Below are 26415 nucleotides of genomic sequence, written 5' to 3' on the forward strand. Positions count from 1 at the left end.
GAGAAAGGAGTTATTGATATGAAAGCAACGGTAGATAGAGATGGATGTATTGAATGCGGATTGTGTGCCTCCACTTGTCCGGAAGTTTTCCGTATGGGAGATGACGGACCGGCGGAAGCATATGTAGATGAGGTACCAGCTTCTGCCGAGGAATCAGCAGTGGAAGCACAGGATGGCTGTCCTGTTGCAGTAATTACAGTAGAATAAGACACCAGCGCCTCTTTCTGAATGAACAATGCAAGCAGAAAGAGGCGTTTTTGCCGGAAAAGGGTTGGTTTGCTGCAGGAATATGCAAAAAAGGAGGAATTATATGAGCGAATTTATTAACAATCGTGAAATGAGACAAAAGACCATAAAAGAGATCATTAAAAAGCTTCACGAAGGAAAAACGGTAGAGGAAGTAAAGGCTCAGTTTGAGGAAGCATTTCAGGGCGTTTCCGCTTCTGAAATCTCTGCAGCAGAATCAGCACTGATTGCAGACGGCCTTCCGGTGGAAGAGGTACAAAAGCTCTGCGATGTCCATGCTGCTGTATTTAAAGGCTCTATCGAGGAGATCCATCAGCCCGCAGACCCATCTCTGATTCCCGGGCATCCGGTGAATGTCCTGGTCAGAGAGAATAAAAAAATCTCCCATATTATAGATCGAGAGATCCGCCCCTTCCTGTCATTGACAAAGCTAGATGATCAGGAAGAATTTAAAAAACTTATGGAGGGAATGGACAAGTTAAAGGATTTAGCCATTCATTACCAGAAAAAAGAGAATCTGCTGTTTCCCTATATGGAGAAATACGGAATTACAGCCCCTCCAAAGGTCATGTGGGGAGTGGATGATGAGATCAGAGACCAGGTAAAAGAAGTAAGGGCCATGCTTCTTGAACGGGCAGAGAAGAATGAACTTCTGGTAGAGAAGACAGAAGAAGTGCTGGATAAGATCGGGGAAATGATCTTCAAAGAAGAAAATATCATGATCCCCATGCTTTTGGAACAGCTTACCCAGGAAGAATGGAAAACCATTGCAGAGGAAAGCCGGGAGATCGGATTTATGATCGACCATGTTCCCCTCTGGAATCCGGACCTTTCGGAAAAAAGGGAAGAACCGGTACTGTCTGAGAAGAAGAACCAGGAAGGAATGATCACCGTTCCATCGGGAGAATGGAGTGCAGAAGAACTGACTGCTATGCTCAATACCCTTCCCTTTGATATCACCTTTGTAAATAAGGATGATGTGGTGAAATATTTTTCCGAAGGAAAAGAACGGGCATTTAAAAGGACCAGAACCATTCTTGGTAGAAATGTATCGAATTGTCATCCGCCGGCAAGCGTTCATGTTGTCGAAAAGATTGTGGAAGATTTTAAAAATGGTGTGAAAGACCATGAGGATTTCTGGATCAAGATGCCTGGAAAATATATTTTGATCCGATATTTTGCCGTAAGAAGCGAAGCGGGAGAGTATCTTGGCGTGTTAGAGGTGACGCAGGACATTAAAGCCATTCAGGAAATTACAGGAGAAAAACGTCTGTTATCAGAATAAGAACCAGAGATATGGTAAACTTTCGGCCGTGAGTAAATATGCTCCGGCCGTTTTTTCATATGTTTTTAACTGACAGAAAGGAATCTTTGGCTTCTGCCAGTCAGAGAATTAAAACTTGATGACTTTTGGTTCACCGGTAAACGAGCAGATCGTTGCTGTCGCATTCTTAAGGTAGAGGACCTCGAAGATTCCATCATCAACAGAATACATTTTGCTGAGAACGGCTTTGTTATCTTCCATCATGGCTTCACGGGCTTCTCTGCGGTCATCATGTACCGCTTCTGCCTCCAGCCGGATCCAGGTGCCTTTGTTCATTGCGGAGATTTCCACTTTAGGATTTTTCTTCATCTGAGCGAACACATTCTTTTTGTTATTGGTAGTGATATAAAGTTTTCCTTCAAATTCGCAGACTGCACCAAAAGGACGTACCCGTGGCTGGTCCCCTTCGTTGGTTGCTAAATAAAACGTACCGCATGCTTTTAAGTAATCCAGAACTTCTTTCATTATTGTTGCTCCTCTCTTTTTTTTATGTTATAATGCCCATGAGATTATTATATAGCATAGATACTATTTGTAAACTACGATATTTTATGATACCTGGTATCAAGGAGGATACTGATATGGCAAAAAGAGATTTGTTTGGTATATGTCCTTATGTTACCTCTCAAAAGGTTCTCTCCGGTAAATGGTCCATTTATCTGCTGTACCTGTTACAGGAAGGGCCCGTAAGGTTTAACGAATTACAGCGTAAGATGCCTGAGGATATTACCCATACAACCTTATCCAGGCAGTTAAAGACACTGGAGGAGGAAGGCCTGATTATCAGACGTGAGTATTCTCAGATTCCTCCAAAGGTGGAGTATTCTTTAAGTGAGATCGGTAAGAAATTTGAGTCCGTGATCACAGCGCTTGGTGAATGGGGCAACGATTATCTGGAGTTTGTGAAAAATAAAAATACAGGCAAATACATAGACGGAGAAACAACATGAGAGAAAGAAGTGAGATAAATAAAGATCTGGAGCTTTGTGACCAGGAGATTTTGAAACTTTTAAAGAAGCGTTTTGGTTATGTGGAAGAACTTACAGAGAATATAAAAGCCTTTGATCTGCCGGTCCTTCAGCCGGAACAGGATAAGGTGGGGTTTAAAAAGCTGGTTTCAGCCATTGGTGATAACCCTTACGGGGAAGAGCTTCAAAGCGTGTTTCAACAGATCGAGATGGCTGGAAAACGGGTGAAGAGCAGGAACCTTTTTGATTTTAATATTGCCTTAATTGGCTTTATGGGTGCGGGAAAAAGCACGGTATCCAGGTACTTAAAGCATAAACTGGCCATGGATGAAGTGGATGTGGATTCTGTGATTGTCAAGGATCAGAACATGCCCATTAAGGACATCTTTGCCCAGTTTGGGGAAGAGTATTTCAGAGACTGTGAAAGCAAGGCAATTATTAAACTCCAAAGCCTCCGTCAGACCATTATTTCCTGTGGGGGCGGAGCGGTAGTTCGTGAGGAGAATGTTGCAAACCTAAAGAAGACCAGCTGCATCGTCCTTTTAACGGCTTCTCCGGAGACCGTCCTGGAACGGGTAAAGGGCAGTGATGAACGCCCTATTTTAAATGGCAATATGAACGTGGCATTCATCAAAGAGCTGATGGAAAAGCGTGCAGAGCTTTACCGGAAGGCTGCGGATGTGATGATAGAAACCGATCATAAGAGTGTGGAACAGATCTGTGAGGAACTGCTGAAAGCACTTATCCGGCTGGAACGATAAATACCTGTTAATTAAATATTCCTTGAAAAGAAGGCTGCGTTCCAGGCAGTCTTTTTTTATTTCAAATGATAAACTGGGACACTGAAAATTCACAAATCAACCGGTAAAAAATTCTCATCTACACAACTTCTACAAATGGTTCTGCTATTGTTCTCTACAGAAACAGTAAAGGAGGATGCGTGATGGGATCTACGGTGAAAACCAAGGTATTGCGTATCGGCGGCATGACGTGTATCAGCTGCCAGAATAAAATTGAAAAAAAACTGCGGAATACGGCTGGCATTGTAAGCGCAGAAGTAAGCTATAACGAAGGAACCTCCAGCGTAACCTATGATACGGATATTATTTCTTATCAGAGCATTGCCGGAATTATTGAACACCTGGATTATAAGGTCCTTACGGATCAGGAGAAACAGGGAATGGATGGAAGCCGTGTGACAGGCATACTGCTTATCATTGTGGCTTTGTATATGCTGATCCAGCAGACCGGACTTTTGAATCTGCTCTCTCCCGGGCAGCTGGCTGATGAATCCATGAGCTATGGGATGCTCTTTGTCATTGGACTGATCACCTCGGTTCATTGTGTGGCAATGTGCGGAGGAATCAATTTATCCCAGTGTATTCCGGTAAACCGGGAAGAGACCTTAAAAGGAGGACGTTTTTCTTCTTTAAGACCGACGTTCCTATATAACCTGGGACGGGTTGTGTCCTATACCGCGGTAGGGTTTTTCGTAGGAGCCCTGGGTTCTGCCTTTACCTTTTCCACCTCGCTTCAGGGAGTACTTAAGCTTGCTGCCGGTTTTTTTATGGTCATTATGGGAATCAACATGCTTGGAATCTTTCCCTGGCTTCGCAGGCTGAATCCAAGAATGCCGGCGTTTATTGCCAGAAGAGTCCATAAAGAAAAGTCAAAAAGCAGCAGTCCGTTCATCGTGGGACTGTTAAACGGTTTTATGCCCTGCGGTCCCTTGCAGGCCATGCAGATCTATGCGTTGTCAACCGGCAATCCGTTTTCCGGAGCACTTTCCATGTTTATATTCAGTCTTGGTACAGTCCCCCTCATGTTTGGCCTTGGTGCGCTGTCCACGGTTCTTGGAAAGAAGTTTGCCGGAAGGATCATGACGGCAGGAGCGGTTTTAGTAGTGGTTCTTGGCATGTCCATGGTATCTCAGGGACTTAGTCTTTCCGGTGTTTCTGTTCCAAACCTGGTTTCTTACGGAAGCACAGGCAGTGGGGAGAAGCAGGCCAATACGGCGGACTGGAAGATTGAGGATGGCGTACAGGTAATAAGGAGCACCCTGTCACCGGGAAGATACCCCAACATCAAAGTACAGGCCGGGATTCCGGTCAAATGGATCATCGATGCGCCCCAGGGAAGTATTAACGGCTGCAACAACCGTATGATTGTTCGTGATTTTGGCATTGAGCACACCTTTCAGACGGGAGAAAATATCATCGAATTTAACCCGGAGAAAACGGGAAAGGTGTCTTATACCTGCTGGATGGGAATGATTCGCGGAACGATTTCCATCACTGACGAACCCATTGAGGGAGAGGCTTCGGATTCCGGTTCTGATGGTATCTTAAAAGATCCGGCAGACAAACCGGTACCTGCCGGTTATTCCATACCTGTTGATGAGATTGCCATTGCAGAGGAGTCTGTGGATGAGTATGGGAATCCTATCCAGAAAATCACCATGGAACTTACGGATAATGGATTTTTGCCTGCGGCGGCTGTCGTGAAATCCGGAGTGGATGTGGAATGGAATATCATTGACAGCACCACCGAAAACAATTATGGAACCAACTTGCTCGTACCGGATTTTGCAACACAGGTTCCGCTTGAAAAAGGAGAGAATCTGCTGTATTTTACACCCGCCGGAAGTTTTGATTTTTCCACAGGTGACAACGCCTTTTACGGCTATATAAAGATTGTAGATGATATGAAAACCATGGATATCAATGCAATCAAGGAAGAAATAAAAAACTTTAAAACCATGATATGGCCTGATGCTACATTTCAGGGAGGGGGCGGTTCCTGCTGTCAGTAACCGTAAGACACAGGGCAACCGGCAGGAAAGGAGTTTGATTGATGGAACTTTTATTAAGCCACTGGCATTGTATTCTCCCGGTTCTTTTTATTGGGGCAGCCATGTTTTTTATGCGGGATAAGTCAAAAAGTGAAAAGTAAGGTCTATAATCAGGAGGATTTTAAAATGAATTGGAAAATAAAGAAAACAACTGGGGCTTTCCTTCGGACAGCATTAATCATGATGTTTGCAGCGGCAGCGCTTACGGCCTGTTCCCCAAAGGAAAAGGCAGATTCCAAATCCGGCGGTCCGGTCAGCCAGGCACAGAATGCAGACGGAGATCTGGTGATTCCGGTCAGCGAAATCAGTGAAAAAGCAAAGTTTTATCCGGTAAGCGTGGACGGGACTCAGATGGAGGTGCTTGCAGTAAAAGCTCCCGATGGAACCATCCGTACGGCTTTTAACACCTGCCAGATCTGTTATGGATCAGGAAGAGGGTTTTATAAGCAGGAAGGGGACCAGCTGGTATGTCAAAACTGCGGCAACCGTTTTTCCATGGATTTGGTAGAAGTGGAATCAGGCGGATGCAATCCATGGCCCATTTTTGACGAAGATAAGACGGTGACAGACGAATCCATTACCATTCCATCAGATTTCTTTAAAGAGTCCAGGCAGATATTTGCAAATTGGAAAACGGCTTATTAAATAGGACCGGAGGAACTGTTTTTAAGATGTGATCATTCTTTAGAACAGTTCCTTTTCTGTTGAAATCAAACTTGAAACCAAAGAGTGTTTCTGCCATTCAAAATCAGGCTTCAGTATTTTCTTTTTCCCTTTCCATTACAGGAAAGAAACCTGATGAAAAACCTGCCGTGACACATAAAATGACAGCCCCTTCATGAAAATCACATCTTGTCTTTATGCCCCATATAATAAGTTATAAATATAAGGGAGGTGTGGAAAATGGATGAATATAACTGGGGTTCTTCTTGTTATGAATATGAAAACTATGAAGAAGAATACAATGGTACTGATCCATATGACAGCTATGATCCATATGACAGTTACGATTCATATAATGATTATGAAGGATACAATAATGCAGAAGAGTACAATGAGGCAGAAGAATATAATAATGTAGAAGAGTATAATAATATGGAAGAATACAGGAATCTGGAAAGTCTTTTGCAGAATAGTAACTACGATGATTTGAATAATCTGATCTGGTATCTTTTCAGGCAGATTTACAGAACAGGATATGAGCGGGGGCGCTATGATGCTCTGTGTTCCTGCCGCCGGAGATCATAAATTTTGTGCTATTGCAAGCCGATGAAAAAAACTATAAAGAGATTAAGAATTATTAAATCCCCGGGAGAAACATACCACAAGATATTATTATGTTATAAAATTAAACAGATAATTTTCAGGCGGGGATTTGAGTATTACCCCGCCCGTTATATTTATGATCTTCCGGTTTGCAGCAAAATGCCGGTTTATTTATAATACTTTTCAAACCATTTTGGTTCTCTTATGTTTAACGGTTTTTCTTTCTTTTCTGATAATTCAAAAAATCCACACCCCGGACTGCTGAGGCTGCAGCCTTTTTTTTCTTTAATAAAGTATTGGCATTTGTTTAATTCCGGATCAAGTCCGCATGTTTCCATCATTGACGCACCTCCTTAATTCATTATACGAACTAATGTTCGGAAAAGCAAAGGAAATATCTGGAACAATCATTCCCTGATTTACTTAACTTCATAAGCCTGTTATAATATCCGTTACAGAACCATACTTACATAAGCTGCCGGGCAGCATTGGAGGAAAATAAAAGCTATGACGAATCAAAAACATTTTTGTACCTGCACCGAAACTACCTGCCAATTAAATCCATGCAATCATGATTTGGGATGTGATCCCTGTATCCGTAAAAACTTGAATAAGGGAGAGATTCCCGGGTGTTTTTTTCATCTGATTGATGATGATACCTCTCAGCTTCATGATTTTACAATAGAAGGTTTTGTTAAATTTTATATGGATACCAAAAAGCCATAAGTCAATGATTTCATTGACCATCAAACATGTGGAGGGAATCATGGAAGAGTCTGGAAATCAGGAAAAGTCTTATATGAAAGTCATAAATTATATTAAAATGCAGATCAGCCATGGGGAATTAAGCATAGGCGGAAAGCTTCCGGCAGAACGGGAATTATCAGAGATACTGGGCATCAGCCGGAATTCCGTAAGAGAAGCGATCCGTACCCTGGATAATATGGGAATCATTGAAAGCCAGCATGGAGCCGGTAATTTCCTGACTGGGAAATTTGAGAGCAGCCTGGAAGAATCACTTTCCATGCTGTTTCTGCTTAACCAGATTGACTATAACCAGATCAGCCAGCTGCGAAGGGCTTTGGAGCTGGAAGCATTGCTGCTGGCCATTGACAATATCAGTGACGAAGAGATTCATTCTCTGAACCGTATGCTGTCCCAGCTGGAAAAGGAAACGGAAGAACATAATGTGATTCTGGATAAAAAGCTGCATTATACCATAGCTCTGGCATCGAAAAATACGTTGATCGTCAGTATTCTTCAAGCGCTTTCTGAGGTTCTTGACCGGTTTATCGTTGATTTAAGACGGGAGATCTTAAGTCAGGAAGACAGCAGAAAAGGCTTGATGGAGGCGCACAACGAGATGATTAAAAGTTTAATGGCCAGAGATAAGAAACTGGCATATGAGGCCATTAACAAACATTTTGATATTATTGATGAAAAGCTGAGAAGTAAAGAGATAACGAATGATTAAGCATACAAAATGAGTAAAAACATACAAAGGTGCTGTTAAAAAAAAGACATTTATTGACTTATGAGATAAGCAGGATTATAATGGAGTCAAAAGTGGTACTACCATTTTATCCCAATGGTAAAAAAAGCTGTGAAACTGGATTTTGCAGCAATTATTTTGCTTAAAGTGGTACTACCAATTATGAAGAAAGTTTCATAAAACAAACAGGTATGACATTCATACCGTTATCCTGAACAGGAAAGAAAGGGAGTCATCACATGAATATTTTAGTATGCTTGAAGCAGGTGCCGGACAGCAATAAGGTAGAAGTGGATCCGGTCACAGGAGTATTAAAGAGGAATGGTGTGGAATCCAAGATGAATCCATATGATTTGTTTGCTCTTGAAACAGCACTGCGAATCAGAGAGAAATGCGGAGGAACCATTACAGCTTTGACCATGGGTCCCGGCCAGGCAGCAGGAGTCATCCGGGAAGCTTTTGCCATGGGCGCAGACCATGGAGTTCTAATATCTGACCGGAAGTTCGGAGGTGCCGATGTCCTTGCAACCAGCTATACGATTTCTCAGGGAATTAAAAAGTCAGGAGAATTCGATTTGATTCTCTGCGGGAAGCAGACAACGGATGGCGATACTGCCCAGGTAGGACCGGAAGTCGCTGAATGGCTGAAACTTCCCAGTCTGTCCAACGTATCTAAGATCATAGAAATGAAAGCCCATTCCCTTGTTGTTGAAATGGATATGACTCATGACCTTGAAGTTGCAGAAATTAAATATCCCTGTCTGCTGGCGGTAGATAAAGATATTTTTGTTCCCAGACTCCCTTCTTACATAAAAAAACAGGAGACAAAAGACCGGGAAATCAAAGTCCTTTCTCTGGAAGATATGGAAGACCGGGAGGAAAAGCATTACGGTTTAAATGGTTCCCCAACTCAGGTACAAAAGATATTTCCTCCTCAGTCCAATACCCGGAGGGAGACCTGGAGCGGAGATGGAAAAGAGCTGACCGACCAGCTGTATCATAAACTGAAAGAATTAAAATTCGCCTGAGGAGGTAGAAAAAATGGGGAAATTGGTCATCAATCAGGAAAAAGTAGGCAATATCAAAGAGCTCATCGGAATATGTCCGTTTGGGGCCTTGGAGGAAAAGGACAATCTTCTGCAAATCAATGCAGCCTGCAGAATGTGCAAGCTGTGCGTGAAAAAGGGGCCAAAGGGAGCGGTAGAGTACATAGAAGAAGCGGTTCAATCCATAGATAAGAGCCAGTGGAAAGGAATTGCCGTGTATGTGGACCATATCGACGGGGTGATCCATCCGGTCACCTTTGAACTCCTTGGAAAGGCAAGAGAGCTGGCAGAAAAGATTCATCATCCCGTCTACGCGGTCATGATGGGCCATAATATTAAGTCCCGGTGTGAGGAGCTTCTCCACTATCCCGTGGATAAGGTATTCTCCTATGATGCACCGGAGCTGGACCGTTTTAAGATGGAACCCTATACCAATGCCTTTGAGGATTTTGTCCAGAAACTAAAGCCCTCTGCAATTTTAATTGGAGCCACTCCTGTGGGCAGACAGCTGGCGCCCAGACTGGCAGCCAGATTAAAGACCGGACTGACTGCAGACTGTACCATTCTGGATATCAATGAAAATACCGATCTGGTACAGATCAGGCCCGCATTCGGCGGAAATATTATGGCTCAGATACTAACCCCCAATCACAGACCGCAGATGGCAACCGTCCGCTATAAGGTCATGGATGCACCGGAAAGATCAGAAAAAATTCATGGGGAGGTTGTCTCCTGTAAGCTCGGCCTGGAGAGATTAAAGAGCCAGGTATCTGTACTTGATATCATTCCCAAGGAAAAGGAACAGTCTATCGAAGGAGCAGAGGTTTTAGTGGTAGCAGGAAGAGGTGTGAAGAAAGAGGAAGATATGGCTATGTTAAAAGAACTTGCCGATTTATTAGGAGGACAGCTTGCCTGCACCAGACCCCTGGTGGAAGCTGGCTGGCTGGATGCCAGATGCCAGGTAGGATTAAGCGGCAGGACCGTTAGACCAAAGCTTATCATTACCTGCGGCGTATCCGGGTCTGTCCAGTTCACGGCAGGCATGGACCATTCTGACCAGATTATTGCCATTAATAAGGATGAATCTGCGCCCATATTCAAAACTGCCCATTATTGTCTGGTGGGGGATTTGTATGATATCATTCCCGGTCTGATCAGCCAGATCAGGCAAGGAAAGCCGGTAAGTGCTTAAGAGACATAAATATCTCTTGAATATTTGTTGCAAATGGAGTGGAATTAGATGAATGAGTGGGCGAAGGCACGCAGACAGGAGTTAATATGGGATATAAAAGACTTGACACAGAGGATATCAAATACATACAGAGCGTAATTAAGGAGAAAGAACGGATTTTATATGGAACTGAAATCAACGAAGAATACAGCCATGATGAATTGAGCGACACAGCCAGTTATCCGGATGTGGTGGTAAAAGCGATTTCCACGGAAGAAGTTTCCGGCATTATGAAATATGCATATGAAAAAAACATACCGGTAACTCCAAGAGGAGCCGGAACCGGTCTTGTGGGAGCGTCCGTAGCCATGGAACACGGGATTCTGCTGGATACCAGCTTGATGAACCGTTTCCTGGAGCTTGATGAGGATAATCTGACCATAACCGTTGAACCTGGAGTGCTGTTGATGGAGCTGGCAGCTTACGTAGAGGAACGGGGATTATTCTATCCTCCGGATCCGGGAGAGAAGTCTGCCACCATCGGAGGCAATATCAGCACCAATGCCGGGGGAATGCGTGCAGTAAAGTATGGCGTTACCAGAGACTATGTAAGAGGTCTGGAAGTGGTTCTGCCTGACGGCAAAGTGGTGGAGTTTGGCGGTAAGGTAGTAAAGAACAGTACGGGTTATGCCATGAAGGACCTGATGATAGGTTCGGAAGGTACACTTGGCATTATTACAAAAGCCACTTTAAAGATACTGCCGCTGCCGAAAAAAGCCATCAGCCTTTTGGTTCCCTTTCCGACCTTGGAAAAGGCCATTGGCACGGTTCCCCTGATCATCAAATCAAGAGCAATACCAACTGCCATTGAATTCATGCAAAGGGAAGTCATTATTGATGCGGAAAAATACCTGGGGAAAAAGTTTCCTGACAACAGTGCAGACGCCTATCTGCTGCTTAAATTTGATGGAAATTCTACAGAAGAGATAGAACGGGATTATGAAAGCGTAGCCCGTATCTGTCTGGAGCAGGGTGCGGTAGATATTTTGATTTCAGATACCAGCGAGAGAGAAGAATCCATCTGGAAGGCCAGGGGAGCATTCTTAGAGGCGATCAAAGGTTCCACAACCTATATGGATGAGGTTGATGTGGTTGTTCCAAGAAGCTCTGTCAATGAGATGGTGGAGTATATCCACGGACTTCATAAAGAAGTGGACATCAGAATTAAAAGCTTTGGCCATGCAGGAGACGGCAATCTGCATGCATACATTCTGAAAGATGATTTAAACGAAAAAGAATGGGAGGAAAAAATGAAAGCGGCCATGGATAAGATCTATGGAAAAGCAAGAGAATTAAACGGACAGGTATCGGGAGAACACGGGATCGGATATGCAAAAAAATCCTACTTAATGGAATCCTTAGACCCTGCCACCGTTGAGATCATGAGAGGCATCAAACGGGCATTTGATCCAAAGAATATTTTAAATCCTCACAAGGTATGCCAGATGTAAATAGAAAGGGCTGAACAAGATTTTCAAAATAGTCTTACTATAAATGATTGAAAGAAATACGCCTTGATTCGTGGCTCTATAAGCCTGTGTCAAGGCGTATTTTCCTGTCTTTTATGGCGTTTAAGAAAGTGTATGGCTGGATCTTTTTTTAGCAATATACGGAAAATTGTGATTACGAAGAAGACAATGGAACAGGCGCAGCAGTCATGCCACAGGAAAACCAGTATCTTTGTAAGCGGCGATTGGTGATACAAAAAAATGTTAAAAAAGTGATAAATTAACCTTATTCGGTAATAAAATATTAAATTATAACCGGAAACATGCCGATAAAGTAACCGTGCTGGAATCCCCAAAAAAAATCCAGTCTAAAAAAGGTATTATGATAGGGAGAAACGTGTGAAAAATCGAAACGTAAGTGTGTTACTGGTTGTAATTATGTTGATTAATTTATTGGTTTTATATGCAGATGTAAAAACGGTAAAGGCAGCTGCCGTGTATTATGTTTCTGTAACAGGTAATGACATTACCGGAAAAGGGACGCTGTCGAATCCATGGAGAACCATTCAAAAGGCAGCAGATATCATGACAGCCGGAGATACGTGTATCATACGGGGTGGTACATACCGGGAAACGGTAACACTTAATACATCAGGAACTTCTGCTAATCCAATAAGCTTTCAGGCTTATACCGGAGAGACCGTAACAGTATCCGGTGCCGATCCGGTGACTGACTGGGTAAAAGACTCCGGGTCCATCTATTATGCAGCTATGGAAGATTCCCTTGGAACAAAAAATCAGATATTTGTAAATAAGCAAATGCAATTGGAAGCAAGATGGCCCAATTCAGAAGTACTTGACCCCATGAATGCAACATTTGCAACCGTTGATTCCGGCTCCGCAACAACCATAAAAGACGGGAATCTGACTCAGGCACCGGGATACTGGGTCGGCAAGTCCGTCTGGTGTGTATCAGGAACAGGCTATAAATCTTTTAAAAGTACTATTACCGGCTCAAATCCCGGAGCCATAACCTTTGATCCGATTGGAATTGCAGCATCAGCCGGTAACAGCTATTATATCACCGGTGACTTAAGGGAGCTTGACCGTGCAGGGGAATGGCATTATGACAGCGGTGCAGGCAGGCTCTATTTATGGGCTCCCGGTAGTGTGAATCCCAATACAGTGACAGTAGAAGCAAAGAAGCGGATGTATGCATTTGATTTAAGTTCCCGTTCTTACATAAATATTACCGGAATTAATATCTTTGCCTCCAGCATAAAAATGTCCGGTTCCAATTTCTGCAAGGTTTCTGAAATGACTGCGGAATATATCAGTCATGATTCAGATGTTACCAAACAATACAGCACTGGGATTTTTATGTCAGGAACCAATAATGAGCTTAGAAACAGTACTTTGACCTACAGTTCCGGCAATCTGGTCAGTATACAGGGAACCGGGAATAAGGTGATTAATAATCTGATCCATGAGGCCGATTATTCTGGGGCGGACATTCCGGCAATCTATCTGCTGGGAGCAGACCATCTGATCAGTCATAATACGGTATATAACGCTGGACGTCATTTAATCTTTATGCCAGCTCAAAATAGCCGGATACAGTATAATGACCTTTACCATGCAGGAAAGCTGACAAAAGACTGCGGAATCCTTTATGAATTTGCCTGGGATGGACAGGGGACGGTCATTCATCACAATTACATCCATGATAATCTGGCAAAGAATTATTCCGGTACCGGCGTCTACCTGGATAATGGAAGCAAGGGCTATATTGTACATCACAATGTGATATGGGGGAATTATACCGGGATCAGATTAAATACGCCCAGTAATTTTAATCTGATTTATAATAATACCACCTTCAGTAACGGAACTATTGGATATTGGGGAAATGCTTTTCGGTCAGATATGTATGGGGACAGAATTTTTAATAATATTTTTACCACAGCCTTTTCTCTTCCTGGTACTTCGATAGAAGGAAATAACATTATTTCAGGTGTAGATCCCCTGTTTGTGAATCCAGCAGAAAATAATTTCAGGCTGCAGGCCGGTTCTCCGGCTGTTAATGCAGGAGTTGAACTATCTGGAATCACCAGTGGCTATGTAGGTTCGGCACCGGATATGGGTGCGTATGAGTACGGTGGTACCGACTGGATTCCAGGGCATAATTTTACTTCTCCTCCGGATCCCCTTTTTGAGGAAATAAGTGTACCGTATATGAATAAGGTAAGGCAGTCTGATTTTGAAAAAGGAGTAATTTCCCCCTGGGTGCCAACACATTCTGGTACTGCTGCAAGCGTATCCGTATCAAGAAGCTGTTCCAAGAGTGTCAGACTGGGAACCGGAGAAGATGGTATCAGGCAGGTAATTACAGGCCTGAGTCCTGATATCGGCTATACATGTACTGCCTGGGTCAAGGCAGACCCGGGAGAGCAGATTAAAATTGGTGTGAGTGGTTTTGGAGGAGAGGAGGTATCCGTAACATCTGACCGTGAAGAATGGACCATGGTAAGTGTTCCTTTTACTACGGGAACTGAAGGCACCAGTGCCACGGTATATGCTTACAAAGCGTCAGGTCCAGCATATGTTTATGTGGATGATTTCGGGGTGGTGGAACAATAAGATAATTAAAGATAAAATAGAATCAGAGATGTATAAATGAACCAAAAGATCAGGTCCCGTAAATATGGGATACCTGATCTTTTTACATGGAAATCAGGAATGCTGATCTCCTTCTTCCAAAGCCCAAATATGACGATCCATTCGAAACGGCAGGCAGGATAAGATTCCAAAAACTCCAATCACAAAGAAAAGCAATGCAGCCCCCGACCCTTTTCCCGACCCGAAAAGGCCGGCCAGCAGACTTCCCTGCTTCTGAAATTTCATAAACGGTTCAAAAATCCGGTCCACCAAAAGGCCGCCGCACAAATAGCCAAGGGGGATGGTGAAAAACTGAAGAGTATTTCTGACAGAATAGACCCGGCCCTGTATGTTTACCGGTATTGTTAAACGTAAGAGAGCTTCCATATTGGCTCCCATAACCGGAATAAATATCCAGCCAAGAGCAGCCCCCAGACACCATACCGGTATACTCCTGCCAAAAGCAAGAATAAAGTTTTCGGCACTCATGGAAAAGAGAAGGCAGTTGCAGATCATCCTTACCCGGCTCTTTGGTTCCGGGAGAAGAGTCACCAGAATGCTTCCAAAAAGGGTTGCAATTCCTGTAACTGTATTAACCATGCCAAGTGCCAGACGGCCTCCTTCGATTCGCGATAGCAGCATGGCCGGTAATGCGGCATTATAAATGGAAGCAGTAAAATTAATGACAGCCAAAAAAAGGATCAAATCCAGGATTCCCCGATTATCTTTCAGATACTGTAAACCTCTTTTGGAGGACTGAAAAATAGTCTCATTCTCACTTCCTTCTGATGGTTTTACTTCTGGTATTTTTATAAAACATAACAATACACAAAATGCCGTAAAAAATGAGAACAGATCGAATAAAATTACAATTCTTAAACCGGCCAGAGACAAAAGGATGGAAGCTAATACAGGGGTAAGAACGGTATTTAAAGAATTGGAAAAGTACCGAAGTCCACTCACTCTTTGATAGTATTTCTGGGGCGTCAACAGGCTGATGGCCACCTCTGATGCCGGCCGCTGTACTGTATTCATAAGCCCGTTTAAGGCATTGATGATGTATAAATGCCATATCTCTAATCTGCCGGCAGTTAATAAGATAAGCACGCAAATCGTGCAAAGCGCGGCAAAACTGTCACTGACCAGCATAGCAGCCTTCTTGTTTATACGGTCGATTAATGTCCCGGCAAAAACGCTGAAAAGGACATAGGGCGCGTAGGAACAGATGGCTAATAAAGCAGTAGTGACTGCAGATCCCTGTTGTTCATAGGTCCAGATCACCAGTGCAAAATTAGTGGCGGCACTTCCAAGAGAAGAAAAGGACTGTGTGATCCATAATATGAGAAAAAAACGAAGTTCTCGGATGGTCTTTATTAAGTTTTTTAACATGACTTTGCTCCTTAAATACATATTTAATTGATTTAAGATGTGCAAAGCCCAGCGGACGAATCTTTTGCTGCTCCGTGTAGTTTCGTCCGTTTCAGGCCTTACACGGAGCGGAGCCAATGCATAGGATCATGATAGTTACCTCGTATTCTTATATGGAATAGTATACCTTTGTATACCGGCTGATGTCAATATGCTTTCAGCCGTGAAAGTGAACGCTTTCCCTGCTCTCTAGTTGCTTTTCACTGGAAAGGAAGAACGGATATATATTTCGGGTGTAACAATTTTCTGGATTGCCTGCAATGAATTTTTTGAGCATATCTTTTCAGAAAGGATATCAATTGCAGCACCAGCTATTTTTTCAGAAGGAACACTAATGACAGTAATGGATGGAGTACAGTACTGTGTTTGTTCTGCATCTAAGGTTCCGATTGAGATCAGCCGAACCTCCTTAGGAACCTGGATTCCTTTTAAATTAAAATAATAGATCATACCTAAAGCAATAACATCAGATTCACAAAAGATGGTATCTGCTTTATTTTCCAGTTTTATATATTCTTCTGCAACTGCCATACCCCCTTCGTAGCTATTAGGGGCTGTTAATAAATTCTCCGGCAAAATGCGTATCTTTTCTGCCTTACATTGGCGGACAAATTCTTTTGTTCTTTGATTAGAAGCAGAAAAGTGGCTTTTTGAACTGACAATAGTGACTTGCTTAACATTTTCATGAAGCAGCAGAGAAACGGCCTCTTTCGCAATTTCAACCGCTTCGACACAAACAGTTGATAATTTTTTTGAATTTCGGTTAATTAATACAATTGGAATCTGCGTATTCAGATTTTCCAGGAATTCGATGTCTGTAGTTGTGGCACCGCCCACAAGAATGCCATTGTAAGTATTCGTTAATAAATCTTTTGAACTTTGCTCAATATGATCATTTTTGTATGTTTGAATAACTAATTCACAATCAAATTGGATTTTTTCCAATTGTTGATTGATACCTGTCAGTAAAGAATAAATCATACTTGTACGAATATCAAAAGGCCAGAACAATAAAATCCTTGGTCTGTTTTCTAAAGAATAACGGAGTCTTCTGGCGGCAGCATTCGGCTGATATCCAAGCTGCATGATCGCATGGTTAACTCTTTCTTGTGTAGCCAACGATATATTTCGTTCTTTCGCTTTTCCATTAACAATAATAGAAACTGTTGATAAAGATACATTGGCTAAAGCAGCTACATCCTTTAATGTAACCATAGAATTTCCCCTTTCATAATTTATTCTGATTCAGCCGTTTGTAAAGCGTCTGAACCCGCATGATTGCGATGATTGATTCAACCCTCCGTCTGAAAGAAGTTGCATCTCTATGATACCATACAACCAGCTTTTTGGTGTAGATTATTTTACCGGTCACCAAAATCAGGGTAACTTTTTCGTTATGTTTAAAAATAAAAAATAGAATATTATTGACATTCTACTTTTTTAGATTTACAATCTAGCTGCATTGGTACAGCGTTGTACTAAACTTAAAAATACTCATTTGATGAAGGAAGTGGTTGATTTTGAAGAAAAAAATTGCGGTAATTTCGGGAGATGGTATAGGACCGGAAATTACTGCAGAAGCGATCAAAGTTCTGAAAAAAGTTGAACAGTTATTTGGTCACAGTTTCACCTTACTGCCCTGTTGTGCAGGGGGAGTGTCCATTGAACGTTTTGGAGAACCTTTAACCGAGGATAATTTTCAGATTTGTAAAGAAAGCGATGCTATTTTACTTGGTAATATTGGCGGATCAAAATGGAAAAGTGCACCAATTGAAAAAAGGCCGGAAAGAGTCCTGTTCAGACTGAGAGGAGAACTGGGTTTGAGTGTCAATATCAGACCTGTTTTTATCCAGGAGGAACTGAAGGTTCTTTCACCCTTGAAAGAACAGGGATTAGCCAAGGGATTGGATATTGTAGTGATTCGTGATGTGACAGGCGGATCATTGCCTTCCGAAAAATATCAGGGCGATGGAGCTTTTGGACGAGAAGCCTTTGATAAAGAATATTACAATGAAAAGATTGTTCGTGAGACAGCACGCTGGGCATTTGAAACAGCTCAAAAGCGAAGAGGCAAGGTAACGAGTCTGGATAAGGCAAATGGTCTGATCAGTTCCGTCTTATGGCGGACTGTAATGAGTGAAGAAGCAAAAAACTATCCTGATTTGACTTTAGAGCATAAATTTATTGATAATTGTGCTCTGGATGTGCTTGCGCATGCGTCTGATTATGATGTTATCGTTGCGCCTAATTTATTTGGTGATATTATTTCAGATGAACTTGCCGGAATTGTTGGAGCGATTGAAACGCTGCCGTCTTGCACAATCTGCTCAAACGGGAAAGGAATGTATGAGCCAAATCAGTTGCATAATACGAATTATGAAATTATTGGGAAAAACATTGCCGATCCTCTGGGCCTGATTTTATCCGTTGCATTGATGTTTCGGCATACGTTTAAATTGGAAAAAGAAGCACAGATAATTGAAAAAGCGGTTCAACAGGTCTTGCAGGCAAAATACGTAACAAAAGATATTTACACAGACGGGGCAAATTTAGTCGGTACAAAGGAAATGGGTACCTTAGTTGAAGAAGAAATAATGAAATTATTTAAAGAATAGGAGTGATTGGAATGACAATGATAGAAGAATTACTTGGTGGAAAGACTGGTGAGACCATAGCAGTAAAACCGGATTATCTTGTGATTACTGATGGATCCGGCTTTGAAGTGGTGGAAGATATTCATACCGAAAAATTAAAGAATCATGGGAAGGGTGTCATTGTAATTGACCATGATGTTCCGGCTGGAAATTCGGATAGTTCTGCTATTTTTGAAAAGCTGGTTGATTTTTCAAAAAAATACGAGGTTCCGTTTATTCAGGCAAAAGGTGCTGCCTATGCGGTAATGATGGATACTTTTGTGAAACCCGGAAATATCGTTTTATCTTGCTCGGCGCACAATTCTATCTACGGTGCAGCAGGAGCTTTGGGTCTTCAGGTGGACGTAAAAACACTGGCAAAGTTATTTACAGAAGATACTTATTCCTTTACCATTCCTGAGACCGTGCAGATTGATTTAAAAGGAAAACTGGCCGAAGGCTCCTCAGCAATTGATTTATGGATTACTTTATTAGGTACCGTTGATGCAGATAAACTGGTTGGTAAAGTAATTGAATTTACAGGGGAAGGCCTAAAGAACTTATCAAAACATGCAAGAGTAGTTTTGTGCAGCATGGCGACCCGTACAGGTGCAGTAACGGCATTGGTCAACGAAAGTGCTCAGGAAAAAGATAATTATGACCAAACAATTGCTTTTCAATTAGATACAGTCAGTGCATCAGTAGCATTACCAGTCAGTAAAGAAGCCAATCTGAAAGGAGAATTTACTTTTGAGAGACTTTCAGTATTAAAGGATCAGGAATTTGATGCTGGTTTTATTGGTGGTTATACTGGCGGATATATAGAAGATTTACGTGTTGCAGCAGATTTAATGAAGGGAAAACATCTTGATTTAGGTTTTCGTTTAAATGTTTGTCCGGTTTCCAGTAACGTCTATTTGCAGGCGCTTAAAGAAGGCCTGATAGAAACCTTTATTGATTTTGGCGCTCAGATTTTGGCACCTGGTGATCACAATATCGTGTTACAAGGCGCAGGAGTTGCAGGTCCAAAAGAAAAGGTACTGACGACAGGCAGTTATAATTTTTCCGGTTGTCTTGGCTCTGAAGATGCGTTGGTTTATATTGGCTCAGTCGCCAGTGTGGTTGCGGCAGCTTTGCGTAAACAGTCAGTTTCAGCAAATTTAGAATAGAGGAGAATGATTATGGACAAAATATATAAAGGAAGAATATGGAAGATGGGAGATGATATTGATACCGATACCATCATTCCCGGCAGAAGAGGAACAATACCAACATTAGAAGAAATGGGTAAGTATGCTTTTGAATTGCTGCGGCCTGAATTTGCTGCTGAATCAAAGCCTGGAGATATTATTGTGGGAGGTAAAAATTTCGGTTGCGGTTCTTCCCGTGAACAGGCTCCTGCTGTAATTGGCGTCAATGGGGTGAAAATTGTAATTGCTAAATCTTTTGCCCGTATTTTTTTTCGGAATGGCTTTAATAAAGGTCTTATTTTAATTGAATGCGATGGAATTCAAGATGTATGTCAGGATGGCGATACTCTGGAAGTTGAATTGAATAAGTGTGTTCGTTTTAATGGCAAAGAATTTCCAATAAAGACCATACCGGAAAATTTATTTAAAATTGTAGAAGATGGCGGTCTTGTGGAAAGCGTTAAAAAGGGAAATCATGCAAAGAAAAACAGAGGAGTGAAATAATCATGGGATACACAATGGTAGAAAAAATCTTAATGAAAAATTCTAAAAGCGGCCATGTGAATGTAGGTGATATTGTAATTGCGAAACCTGATATGTTCATGATACATGACATCTATACACCCTATTTACTGGATGCGCTTAAAGAGATGGAAACAGAAGAATTAGATGATCCGGAAAAGGTGACCATTATGTTTGATCACTGTATGCCAACGGCTGTTCCTGATAATGATTCTTATCATTACCGTGCGGGAATTGAACTGGGCGAGAAGTTTGGCATTTCCAAATTACATATTGGTGAAGGAATTTGTCATACATTAATGCATGAATACCGTTATGCCAAACCAGGAACCGTTGTAACCGCTACAGATAGCCATACTACAACTTACGGTGGAGCCGGCTGTTTTTGTACAGGAATTGGTACAACTGAAATGGCTGCGGCATTGACTACTGGGGAGCTGTGGTTTAAAGTTCCGTCCGCAATTAAAGTAATATTAAAAGGAAAGTTCAAAAAAGGCGTTTATGCCAAAGATCTGATTGAAACAATTCTTGGTGATATTCGTTCTGATGGCGCTCAGTATAAATCCATTGAATTTGTTGGTGAAGGTGTAAAAGAATTGAGTATGTCTGCCCGCTTTACGGTTGCCAACATGGGACTGGAAGCTGGAGCAAAATGTGCTTTATTTATTGCTGATGAACAAACTGCAGATTATTATGACATGAAGCTTGAAGACATCAGCTGGATTCAGCCTGATGACGATGCCGAATATGAAAGAACCCTGATCTATGATTTAGGGGAGCTGGAACCAAGTTTATCATGTCCTCAGGGAGTTGATAATGTTCATTCCATCAAGGAAGTGGTCGGTAAAAAAATCCATGAGGTTTATTTGGGTTCCTGTACAAATGGAAGCTTAGAAGATATGAAAATTGCTGCAGAGATTTTGAAGGGGAAAAAGGTTGCACCTTATCTTAAATTCATTGTTGTCCCAGCAACAAATAAAGTGTTCAAAGAGTCCATTAAAGCCGGCTATATTCAAACATTTATTGAAGCAGGTGGTGTGATTTCTCATCCTGCATGTGCTCTTTGCTGTGGTATGCCTTATGGATTATTAGCTGATGACGAAGCTATTTTAAGCACCGCAAATCGTAATTTCATTGGTAGAATGGGAACAAAGAAATCACTGATTTATCTGGGTTCTCCGGCTGTTGCAGCTGCTTCTGCGCTGAATGGTGTGATTTCAGATCCAAGAGAATTAGAATCATAAGAAGATTGAGGTGAGGACCAATGGAAAAAATTAAAATTTGTGGGTTGCCATTTAAGTATTTCTGCCCAATGTTTCTGATTTTATTACTCGCTACATATACGGGTACATTAAATCACGATGTTGTTGGCGGTATGCTGTTTTTGTTCCTTTTCGGAGGCTTGTTTGCTTTTATCGGTGGTAGTATTCCGATTTTTGGAAGCTATATGGGAGGAGCTGTTTTACTCCCGTTATTTGGAGGTTCGGCGCTGGTATATTTTCATCTTGTTCCGAATTTCCTGGCTGAAAGTATTGCAGGTATTATGTCCTCTGGTGCGGTAAATGTTTTTATTGCCGCAATTGTTGTTGGCTCCATTTTAAGCATGGATAGAGAAATGCTGATTTCTGTAACGGTACGTCTGCTGCCTTGCATTCTCATTTCTTTATTTTTTGCAGTTGTCTTTATGTATCTCGGAACTTTAATTACAGGAAAGACAATTTTAGAGGGACTTTTTAATGTTGGACTACCCAACTATACCGGAGGCTCATCGGGAGCATTAGTCGTGGTTCCGACCATTTTTAGCGGCATCTTTCATCAGCAAGTGGGCGAGTATGCCGGAAAATTCATTGTATTTATGAATATTTCAAACTTAATCTGTATTATATTTTCTGGACTATTAAATCGTTATGGTAAAAAACACCCGGAATTGACCGGCTATGGTATATTGATGAAAGGGTCCGAGAAGCAGGTAAAAAAGGTTGAAAAAGAAGTTCATCCAATGGACAAGAATTTGAAAAAGTTAGGAATCGGTTTTGCTGTTTCATTGATTTTTCTTATTGTTGGAAATATTTTGCAGAAATTTGTTCCTCAACTGAATTTTATCGCATGGGCTGCAATTTTGGTCATTCTGGTGAAAGTTTCCGGTTTCTTTAATGAAGATGTCTGCAGATGCAGTGATTATTGGCAGCAATTTGTAATTGGTAACTTTTTGTTTACGCTTATTACCGGAGTCGGGATTGCTTCTTTGGATCTTAAGCAGCTTGTTTCTTACTTTACCATCAGTAACTTTCTTATTATTTTATTGGGCGTGTTAGGATCGGTTATCGGATCATTGATCAGCAGTAAATTCTTTAACTTTTACCCCATTGATGCCATGATTGGAATTGGCGCCAATATGGGAACTGTGGGAGGCAGCGGAGCTATTTCAACATTGACAACTTCGGAAAGAATGGAATTGATGCCTTTCGCTATTATTTCAAATCGAATTGGTGGGGCATTGGTAGTCGTTCTTATCAGTTTACTGTTACCTTTATTTATTTAAAAGAAGGAGTGATTATTTTGGGGAAAATAACAGCTTTTGGAGTTCGTACAGATGAACTCCCCTATTTTCAGAATTATGCAAAGGGAACAAAAATAGTTGTCAATTGTATTAAGGAAGCGCTTGATCAGCATACAGTTGAAGCAGCGGCCGGATCTATGGCTGTTTCGGTACCAGGAAGTAATGCAGTGCCGCAGGAAGTGATTGAAAAGTTGGGTCAGTCAGGAATTAAATATTTGAGTGTCCGGAGTGCAGGGTATAATCTTATAGACCGCACGGCTCTTAAAAATTGCGGTATACGGCTTGCCAATGTTTCATACTCTGTAAACAGTGTTGCTGATTTTACTGTGATGCTGATGTTAATGAGTTTGCGTAAAGTAAAGCAGATTATCAATCGGAATGACGTTCAGGATTATACTCTTAATGGATTACAAGGCAGAGAATTAAAAAATTTGACAGTAGGAATAATTGGTACAGGAAAGATCGGAGCAGCAGTTGCCCGCGATCTTACCGGCTTTAAATGTAAAATTATTGCTTATGATGTATATCATAATGAAAATTTGCAGGATATTCTCAGCTATGTTTCACTGGAAGAATTATTGGCAAATAGTGATGTTATTACCATTCATGTACCATTATTTGAAAATAATTATCATATGATTAATGCTGAAGCAATTGACAAAATGAAAGACGGTGTTTGTCTGATTAACTGTTCCAGGGGAGAGCTGATTGATACAGATGCGCTGATTGCCGGAATTGAATCTGGGAAAATAGGGGCAGCTGGTCTGGATGTACTTGAAGGTGAAAGAAAAATTTTCCAAACTGATCATCGCTTAGATATACTGAATAATCACTCTTTATCTATTTTAAGGGCCTTTCCTAATGTTTTAGTTACACCGCATGCTTCCTTTTATACGGACCAGGCGGTGAAGGATATGGTTGATCATTCATTGGAAGCCCTGATTTCCTTTATGGAAAACGGAACTTGTGTCTGGGAAATAGTTTAACTGGCTCTTTGTCAGCAGTTGGGGTGGGATTCTTTGAATCCCACCCCATTCTTTTATCATATGGGCCAGCCGCAGGATATGGCTGTCGCGGAGCATTAAGTCACAGGTCTGTTTTCTTATCCTTAAGTTTCTTATAACGTATCAGAATCAGCATCTGAGACCCAGGTAACCTGGTAAAGCCTTGCTATTATTAAATACATCTATAAGGAGTCACCTCCGTCAACATTTAACTTTTTTCGGGATAATAAATTTGGGAGGCTTCTTATAGATGTATTTTATTACAAAAAAAAAGAATGTTGGAAGTGTGCTTTTCAAGCACACCCCAACATTCAGTATAGAAACAAGTTTATAAGCCGCATATGGTAAAAACAATTGGAATGGTGATTAAACTTAATACTGTAGATAAACTCATTAAACTAATTGCAGGACTGGCATCGCGATGTGCCTGTAAGGTAAATAGAACTCCTAAACTGGCTATCGGACATGCGGCTAACAGCAGACTTACTGAAAGTGCGGTTCCACGTATGCCAATAAATGAAAGTAGGAAAAAGGAGATTACTGGAAATATAAGGTTGCGTAATATTAAACAGCTGATAATAGGCAGATTAATTGCCTTTCGGTTAAAATGAAGCTTAGCCAAACTATTTCCCACAATAATCATTGAAAGTGGTGTATTCGCATTTCCTATGTAAGTAATTGCCTGATCAAGTATTCCCGGCAAATGGAAGGAAAAAATAAAAATAATAAGTCCTATAATAATTGCAATAATATTAGGATTAATAAGTATTTGTTTTAAAGTCGCCAGATGATTTTGTTTTTCCTGTTTTTCCCGGAAAAGAGCAACACCATGAGACCAGTTAAAAATATTAAATACTGCTAATGAAACGACAGCAAAAAAAATACCGTCAGACCCAAATAATGAGCCTGCCAATGGAATTCCAAGAAAACCGACATTCGGGTAAACGCTGCTGTATTCAGCAATTTTACGCAAATTAACATCTGATGAAAATTTAAATAGAAAGTGTGAAATTACAATTTGGATAATATAAGTAACAATAACGCCAATTCCGACAAACAAAAATTCATGAAAGCGATTGAGAGAAAACGGTTGTTCAAAAGCCTTAATAATTAAACAAGGTCCAATGATTAAAAGTAAAATATTTGTAAGGTCATTCGAGGTTTGTTCATGCATAAAATTAAGTTTGTTTACGGAAAAACCTACCAACATTAATAAAAACATTAAAACAATTTGACTTGCAAGACTGCTAAGTGTCATATTACCATCCCTTTTTATAATTAATATAATAGACTTGTCTATTAATTGCTGATGTGTGCTATTATATTCCTTTTCACTAGACATGTCAATTATATAATCTTTCGGAATTTTGAATGATTATGAAAGATATGCCGGGGTGGTGCAGTTTAAAATAAAATTATCCAAAAATGAAGTAAGAAATAGACATTGTTACTGTTATGATTTACAATAATCAGGTGTGGAGTAATCAATATGGGGAATCATACGTTTGGGATTAAATAAAAAGGCAGATAAATTTTGTGAGAAGGGTCAGAAGCATTCCACAGCCTGATGAGCTTGTCAAGAGTTATTGATAAATAGTTGTGGATTTTAGAGGAGGAAAGTTTATGGTTCTTTATTTGAGTAAATATATTGCTGGAATTTATCGACAATCGAAAATTGAAATTAATCAAAAATTCCAATATCTTGGTCTTCGGGCAACGGAAGGAGATATCTTGCTGTTTCTTCATGATAATCCAGGCTTATCGCAAAAAAAAATAGCCGCTCTTATGGTGCTGGATCCAAGCTTGGTTGGACGTGATCTACAAAGATTAATTGAAGAAAAATATGTCAGGAGACAATCGTCGCCAATTGATAATAGAGTAAATCAAGTTTATTTAACGGATCGCGGTGAGCAGATAGTAGTAGAATTGCAGCAAATTATTATTACATGGTGGTCGGAGTTACTTTCAGAAACAGAAAATGTGAATGAACCTGTAATTAGTGAACAATTAAGCAAGCTGTATGATGCGGTTGTCAAACATGCTTTGCAGAACAGAACCATTACAGATAAGTGATAAAAAAATCCTTTCCCAGGAACAAAGCAGACTCTTTTTGTGTGCCATATACATGGGAAAAATTTTAAATAGGAAACTTCATCGAGCAGCTTGCTTTCATTCCGTTCTGAGCCAGATAGTCTGTGCCCCAGGCATACATTGCTTCCAGAATCGGACGAATGCTCGCTCCTAATTCGGATAGAGAATACTCTACCTTTGGAGGAACCACAGGGTATACGGTCCTTGTGATCAGATGATCCTCTTCCAGTTCCCGAAGCTGCTGGGTCATCATTTTAGGGGTGGCTTGAGGAATAAGCTTGCGCAGTTCTCCAAACCGTAATGTATTATCGATTAAGTGCCATAAGATAAGTGCTTTATATTTTCCGCCGATCATATTTAAAGTGGTGTCAACCGGGCAATGATAACCAGTGCAATTGCAATCCATAAATAAAAACCTCCCTTAGTATCTTTTTGGATACTATATTACAATAAAGTA

26 protein-coding genes are annotated in these 26415 nt (G+C 41.1%); 20 read left to right on the forward strand and 6 right to left on the reverse strand.

Annotation, left to right across the window (positions count from 1 at the left end):
• The first annotated feature begins 18 nt into the window (after window positions 1-18).
• Together ACLTWA_RS11090 and ACLTWA_RS11095 are read left to right on the forward strand one after the other, a co-directional pair.
• Window positions 19-207 carry a ferredoxin gene (locus ACLTWA_RS11090; RefSeq protein WP_394522639.1) on the forward strand — a complete coding sequence of 63 codons (189 nt, stop codon included), beginning with the start codon at window positions 19-21 and terminating at the stop codon, window positions 205-207.
• A gap of 103 nt (window positions 208-310) precedes the next feature.
• Window positions 311-1531 carry a DUF438 domain-containing protein gene (locus tag ACLTWA_RS11095; protein ID WP_412327760.1) on the forward strand — a complete coding sequence of 407 codons (1221 nt, stop codon included), beginning with the start codon at window positions 311-313 and terminating at the stop codon, window positions 1529-1531.
• 108 nt (window positions 1532-1639) lie between these two features.
• Here the strand turns inward: ACLTWA_RS11095 and ACLTWA_RS11100 are convergent, their stop codons facing one another.
• A complete protein-coding gene (locus tag ACLTWA_RS11100) occupies window positions 1640-2035 on the reverse strand; it encodes a pyridoxamine 5'-phosphate oxidase family protein (RefSeq protein ID WP_412327761.1) in 396 nt (131 codons plus the stop codon).
• Between the two features lie 116 nt (window positions 2036-2151).
• Here ACLTWA_RS11100 and ACLTWA_RS11105 point away from each other — a divergent pair, with 116 nt between their 5' ends.
• The 5 genes from ACLTWA_RS11105 to ACLTWA_RS11125 all read left to right on the forward strand — a co-directional run bounded on the left by ACLTWA_RS11105 (window position 2152) and on the right by ACLTWA_RS11125 (window position 6637).
• Window positions 2152-2520: a winged helix-turn-helix transcriptional regulator gene (locus ACLTWA_RS11105; protein ID WP_412327762.1), complete on the forward strand. Its 369-nt coding sequence runs from the start codon at window positions 2152-2154 to the stop codon at window positions 2518-2520.
• Complete coding sequence (locus ACLTWA_RS11110; RefSeq protein ID WP_412327763.1) at window positions 2517-3299, forward strand: shikimate kinase; 783 nt, start codon at window positions 2517-2519, stop codon at window positions 3297-3299. The genes ACLTWA_RS11105 and ACLTWA_RS11110 overlap by 4 nt, the downstream gene beginning before the upstream one ends.
• 182 nt (window positions 3300-3481) lie before the next feature.
• On the forward strand, window positions 3482-5350 hold the full coding sequence (locus tag ACLTWA_RS11115) for a sulfite exporter TauE/SafE family protein (protein ID WP_412327764.1): 1869 nt from the start codon (window positions 3482-3484) through the stop codon (window positions 5348-5350).
• A 165-nt stretch (window positions 5351-5515) separates the two neighbouring features.
• The gene (locus ACLTWA_RS11120; protein WP_412327765.1) at window positions 5516-6034 is read left to right on the forward strand and encodes a DUF2318 domain-containing protein; all 519 of its coding nucleotides are present in this window, start codon (window positions 5516-5518) and stop codon (window positions 6032-6034) included.
• A gap of 258 nt (window positions 6035-6292) precedes the next feature.
• Window positions 6293-6637 carry a hypothetical protein gene (locus ACLTWA_RS11125; protein WP_412327766.1) on the forward strand — a complete coding sequence of 115 codons (345 nt, stop codon included), beginning with the start codon at window positions 6293-6295 and terminating at the stop codon, window positions 6635-6637.
• Between the two features lie 185 nt (window positions 6638-6822).
• Here ACLTWA_RS11125 and ACLTWA_RS11130 read toward each other — a convergent pair whose 3' ends face one another.
• On the reverse strand, window positions 6823-6996 hold the full coding sequence (locus ACLTWA_RS11130) for a hypothetical protein (RefSeq protein WP_412327767.1): 174 nt from the start codon (window positions 6994-6996) through the stop codon (window positions 6823-6825).
• Between the two features lie 166 nt (window positions 6997-7162).
• Between ACLTWA_RS11130 and ACLTWA_RS11135 the strand changes: the two genes are divergently transcribed.
• The 6 genes from ACLTWA_RS11135 (at window position 7163) to ACLTWA_RS11160 (ending at window position 14512) form a co-directional block, all read left to right on the forward strand.
• Window positions 7163-7381 carry a DUF6485 family protein gene (locus ACLTWA_RS11135; protein ID WP_412327768.1) on the forward strand — a complete coding sequence of 73 codons (219 nt, stop codon included), beginning with the start codon at window positions 7163-7165 and terminating at the stop codon, window positions 7379-7381.
• A 40-nt stretch (window positions 7382-7421) separates the two neighbouring features.
• Entirely contained in the window at window positions 7422-8129 is a 708-nt protein-coding gene (locus tag ACLTWA_RS11140) for a FadR/GntR family transcriptional regulator (protein ID WP_412327769.1), read from the forward strand.
• A gap of 257 nt (window positions 8130-8386) precedes the next feature.
• Window positions 8387-9175 carry an electron transfer flavoprotein subunit beta/FixA family protein gene (locus ACLTWA_RS11145; RefSeq protein WP_412327770.1) on the forward strand — a complete coding sequence of 263 codons (789 nt, stop codon included), beginning with the start codon at window positions 8387-8389 and terminating at the stop codon, window positions 9173-9175.
• A 13-nt stretch (window positions 9176-9188) separates the two neighbouring features.
• Complete coding sequence (locus ACLTWA_RS11150; protein ID WP_412327771.1) at window positions 9189-10385, forward strand: electron transfer flavoprotein subunit alpha; 1197 nt, start codon at window positions 9189-9191, stop codon at window positions 10383-10385.
• 86 nt (window positions 10386-10471) lie between these two features.
• Window positions 10472-11875 carry an FAD-binding oxidoreductase gene (locus ACLTWA_RS11155; protein WP_412327772.1) on the forward strand — a complete coding sequence of 468 codons (1404 nt, stop codon included), beginning with the start codon at window positions 10472-10474 and terminating at the stop codon, window positions 11873-11875.
• A gap of 396 nt (window positions 11876-12271) precedes the next feature.
• Window positions 12272-14512 carry a right-handed parallel beta-helix repeat-containing protein gene (locus tag ACLTWA_RS11160; RefSeq protein WP_412327773.1) on the forward strand — a complete coding sequence of 747 codons (2241 nt, stop codon included), beginning with the start codon at window positions 12272-12274 and terminating at the stop codon, window positions 14510-14512.
• Window positions 14513-14605: 93 nt separating this feature from the next.
• Here ACLTWA_RS11160 and ACLTWA_RS11165 read toward each other — a convergent pair whose 3' ends face one another.
• Both ACLTWA_RS11165 and ACLTWA_RS11170 read right to left on the reverse strand, forming a co-directional pair.
• Window positions 14606-15919 (reverse strand): MFS transporter, encoded by a 1314-nt coding sequence (locus ACLTWA_RS11165; RefSeq protein ID WP_412327774.1) that lies wholly within the window; start codon window positions 15917-15919, stop codon window positions 14606-14608.
• 228 nt (window positions 15920-16147) lie between these two features.
• A complete protein-coding gene (locus ACLTWA_RS11170; protein ID WP_412327775.1) occupies window positions 16148-17173 on the reverse strand; it encodes a LacI family DNA-binding transcriptional regulator in 1026 nt (341 codons plus the stop codon).
• A gap of 305 nt (window positions 17174-17478) precedes the next feature.
• Here ACLTWA_RS11170 and leuB point away from each other — a divergent pair, with 305 nt between their 5' ends.
• From leuB to ACLTWA_RS11200, 6 genes are read left to right on the forward strand one after another with little or no spacing between them, the layout of a single operon-like run.
• Window positions 17479-18573, forward strand: coding sequence for a 3-isopropylmalate dehydrogenase (gene leuB / locus ACLTWA_RS11175; protein WP_412327776.1), 1095 nt, complete (start codon window positions 17479-17481; stop codon window positions 18571-18573).
• A gap of 11 nt (window positions 18574-18584) precedes the next feature.
• Entirely contained in the window at window positions 18585-19760 is a 1176-nt protein-coding gene (locus ACLTWA_RS11180) for an aconitase family protein (protein ID WP_412327777.1), read from the forward strand.
• 12 nt (window positions 19761-19772) lie between these two features.
• Entirely contained in the window at window positions 19773-20285 is a 513-nt protein-coding gene (locus ACLTWA_RS11185; RefSeq protein WP_412327778.1) for a 3-isopropylmalate dehydratase, read from the forward strand.
• Window positions 20286-20287: 2 nt separating this feature from the next.
• A complete protein-coding gene (locus tag ACLTWA_RS11190; RefSeq protein WP_412327779.1) occupies window positions 20288-21547 on the forward strand; it encodes a 3-isopropylmalate dehydratase large subunit in 1260 nt (419 codons plus the stop codon).
• Between the two features lie 20 nt (window positions 21548-21567).
• Window positions 21568-22845 (forward strand): 2-hydroxycarboxylate transporter family protein, encoded by a 1278-nt coding sequence (locus ACLTWA_RS11195; protein WP_412327780.1) that lies wholly within the window; start codon window positions 21568-21570, stop codon window positions 22843-22845.
• Window positions 22846-22862: 17 nt separating this feature from the next.
• Window positions 22863-23849, forward strand: coding sequence for a D-isomer specific 2-hydroxyacid dehydrogenase family protein (locus tag ACLTWA_RS11200; protein ID WP_412327781.1), 987 nt, complete (start codon window positions 22863-22865; stop codon window positions 23847-23849).
• 346 nt (window positions 23850-24195) lie between these two features.
• Here the strand turns inward: ACLTWA_RS11200 and ACLTWA_RS11205 are convergent, their stop codons facing one another.
• Window positions 24196-25125 (reverse strand): AEC family transporter, encoded by a 930-nt coding sequence (locus ACLTWA_RS11205; RefSeq protein WP_412327782.1) that lies wholly within the window; start codon window positions 25123-25125, stop codon window positions 24196-24198.
• Window positions 25126-25490: 365 nt separating this feature from the next.
• Between ACLTWA_RS11205 and ACLTWA_RS11210 the strand changes: the two genes are divergently transcribed.
• Entirely contained in the window at window positions 25491-25940 is a 450-nt protein-coding gene (locus tag ACLTWA_RS11210; protein WP_412327783.1) for a MarR family winged helix-turn-helix transcriptional regulator, read from the forward strand.
• A gap of 64 nt (window positions 25941-26004) precedes the next feature.
• Here the strand turns inward: ACLTWA_RS11210 and ACLTWA_RS11215 are convergent, their stop codons facing one another.
• Complete coding sequence (locus tag ACLTWA_RS11215) at window positions 26005-26364, reverse strand: winged helix-turn-helix transcriptional regulator (protein ID WP_412327784.1); 360 nt, start codon at window positions 26362-26364, stop codon at window positions 26005-26007.
• Window positions 26365-26415 lie beyond the last annotated feature (51 nt).

This window comes from Lacrimispora sp. (assembly GCF_046972725.1).
Classification (GTDB): domain Bacteria; phylum Bacillota; class Clostridia; order Lachnospirales; family Lachnospiraceae; genus Lacrimispora.

Bases quoted from the DNA above. Each gene is read 5' to 3' on its own strand.
- ACLTWA_RS11125 (WP_412327766.1), top strand. From the start codon at position 6,293: ATGGATGAATATAACTGGGGTTCTTCTTGTTATGAATATGAAAACTAT.
- ACLTWA_RS11145 (WP_412327770.1), top strand. From the start codon at position 8,387: ATGAATATTTTAGTATGCTTGAAGCAGGTGCCGGACAGCAATAAGGTA.
- ACLTWA_RS11115 (WP_412327764.1), top strand. From the start codon at position 3,482: ATGGGATCTACGGTGAAAACCAAGGTATTGCGTATCGGCGGCATGACG.
- ACLTWA_RS11140 (WP_412327769.1), top strand. From the start codon at position 7,422: ATGGAAGAGTCTGGAAATCAGGAAAAGTCTTATATGAAAGTCATAAAT.
- ACLTWA_RS11135 (WP_412327768.1), top strand. From the start codon at position 7,163: ATGACGAATCAAAAACATTTTTGTACCTGCACCGAAACTACCTGCCAA.
- ACLTWA_RS11215 (WP_412327784.1), bottom strand. From the start codon at position 26,364: ATGGATTGCAATTGCACTGGTTATCATTGCCCGGTTGACACCACTTTA.
- ACLTWA_RS11205 (WP_412327782.1), bottom strand. From the start codon at position 25,125: ATGACACTTAGCAGTCTTGCAAGTCAAATTGTTTTAATGTTTTTATTA.
- ACLTWA_RS11150 (WP_412327771.1), top strand. From the start codon at position 9,189: ATGGGGAAATTGGTCATCAATCAGGAAAAAGTAGGCAATATCAAAGAG.
- ACLTWA_RS11105 (WP_412327762.1), top strand. From the start codon at position 2,152: ATGGCAAAAAGAGATTTGTTTGGTATATGTCCTTATGTTACCTCTCAA.
- ACLTWA_RS11130 (WP_412327767.1), bottom strand. From the start codon at position 6,996: ATGATGGAAACATGCGGACTTGATCCGGAATTAAACAAATGCCAATAC.
- ACLTWA_RS11180 (WP_412327777.1), top strand. From the start codon at position 18,585: ATGACAATGATAGAAGAATTACTTGGTGGAAAGACTGGTGAGACCATA.
- ACLTWA_RS11195 (WP_412327780.1), top strand. From the start codon at position 21,568: ATGGAAAAAATTAAAATTTGTGGGTTGCCATTTAAGTATTTCTGCCCA.
- ACLTWA_RS11170 (WP_412327775.1), bottom strand. From the start codon at position 17,173: ATGGTTACATTAAAGGATGTAGCTGCTTTAGCCAATGTATCTTTATCA.
- ACLTWA_RS11090 (WP_394522639.1), top strand. From the start codon at position 19: ATGAAAGCAACGGTAGATAGAGATGGATGTATTGAATGCGGATTGTGT.
- ACLTWA_RS11120 (WP_412327765.1), top strand. From the start codon at position 5,516: ATGAATTGGAAAATAAAGAAAACAACTGGGGCTTTCCTTCGGACAGCA.
- ACLTWA_RS11095 (WP_412327760.1), top strand. From the start codon at position 311: ATGAGCGAATTTATTAACAATCGTGAAATGAGACAAAAGACCATAAAA.
- ACLTWA_RS11185 (WP_412327778.1), top strand. From the start codon at position 19,773: ATGGACAAAATATATAAAGGAAGAATATGGAAGATGGGAGATGATATT.
- ACLTWA_RS11165 (WP_412327774.1), bottom strand. From the start codon at position 15,919: ATGTTAAAAAACTTAATAAAGACCATCCGAGAACTTCGTTTTTTTCTC.
- ACLTWA_RS11155 (WP_412327772.1), top strand. From the start codon at position 10,472: ATGGGATATAAAAGACTTGACACAGAGGATATCAAATACATACAGAGC.
- ACLTWA_RS11110 (WP_412327763.1), top strand. From the start codon at position 2,517: ATGAGAGAAAGAAGTGAGATAAATAAAGATCTGGAGCTTTGTGACCAG.
- ACLTWA_RS11190 (WP_412327779.1), top strand. From the start codon at position 20,288: ATGGGATACACAATGGTAGAAAAAATCTTAATGAAAAATTCTAAAAGC.
- ACLTWA_RS11100 (WP_412327761.1), bottom strand. From the start codon at position 2,035: ATGAAAGAAGTTCTGGATTACTTAAAAGCATGCGGTACGTTTTATTTA.
- ACLTWA_RS11210 (WP_412327783.1), top strand. From the start codon at position 25,491: ATGGTTCTTTATTTGAGTAAATATATTGCTGGAATTTATCGACAATCG.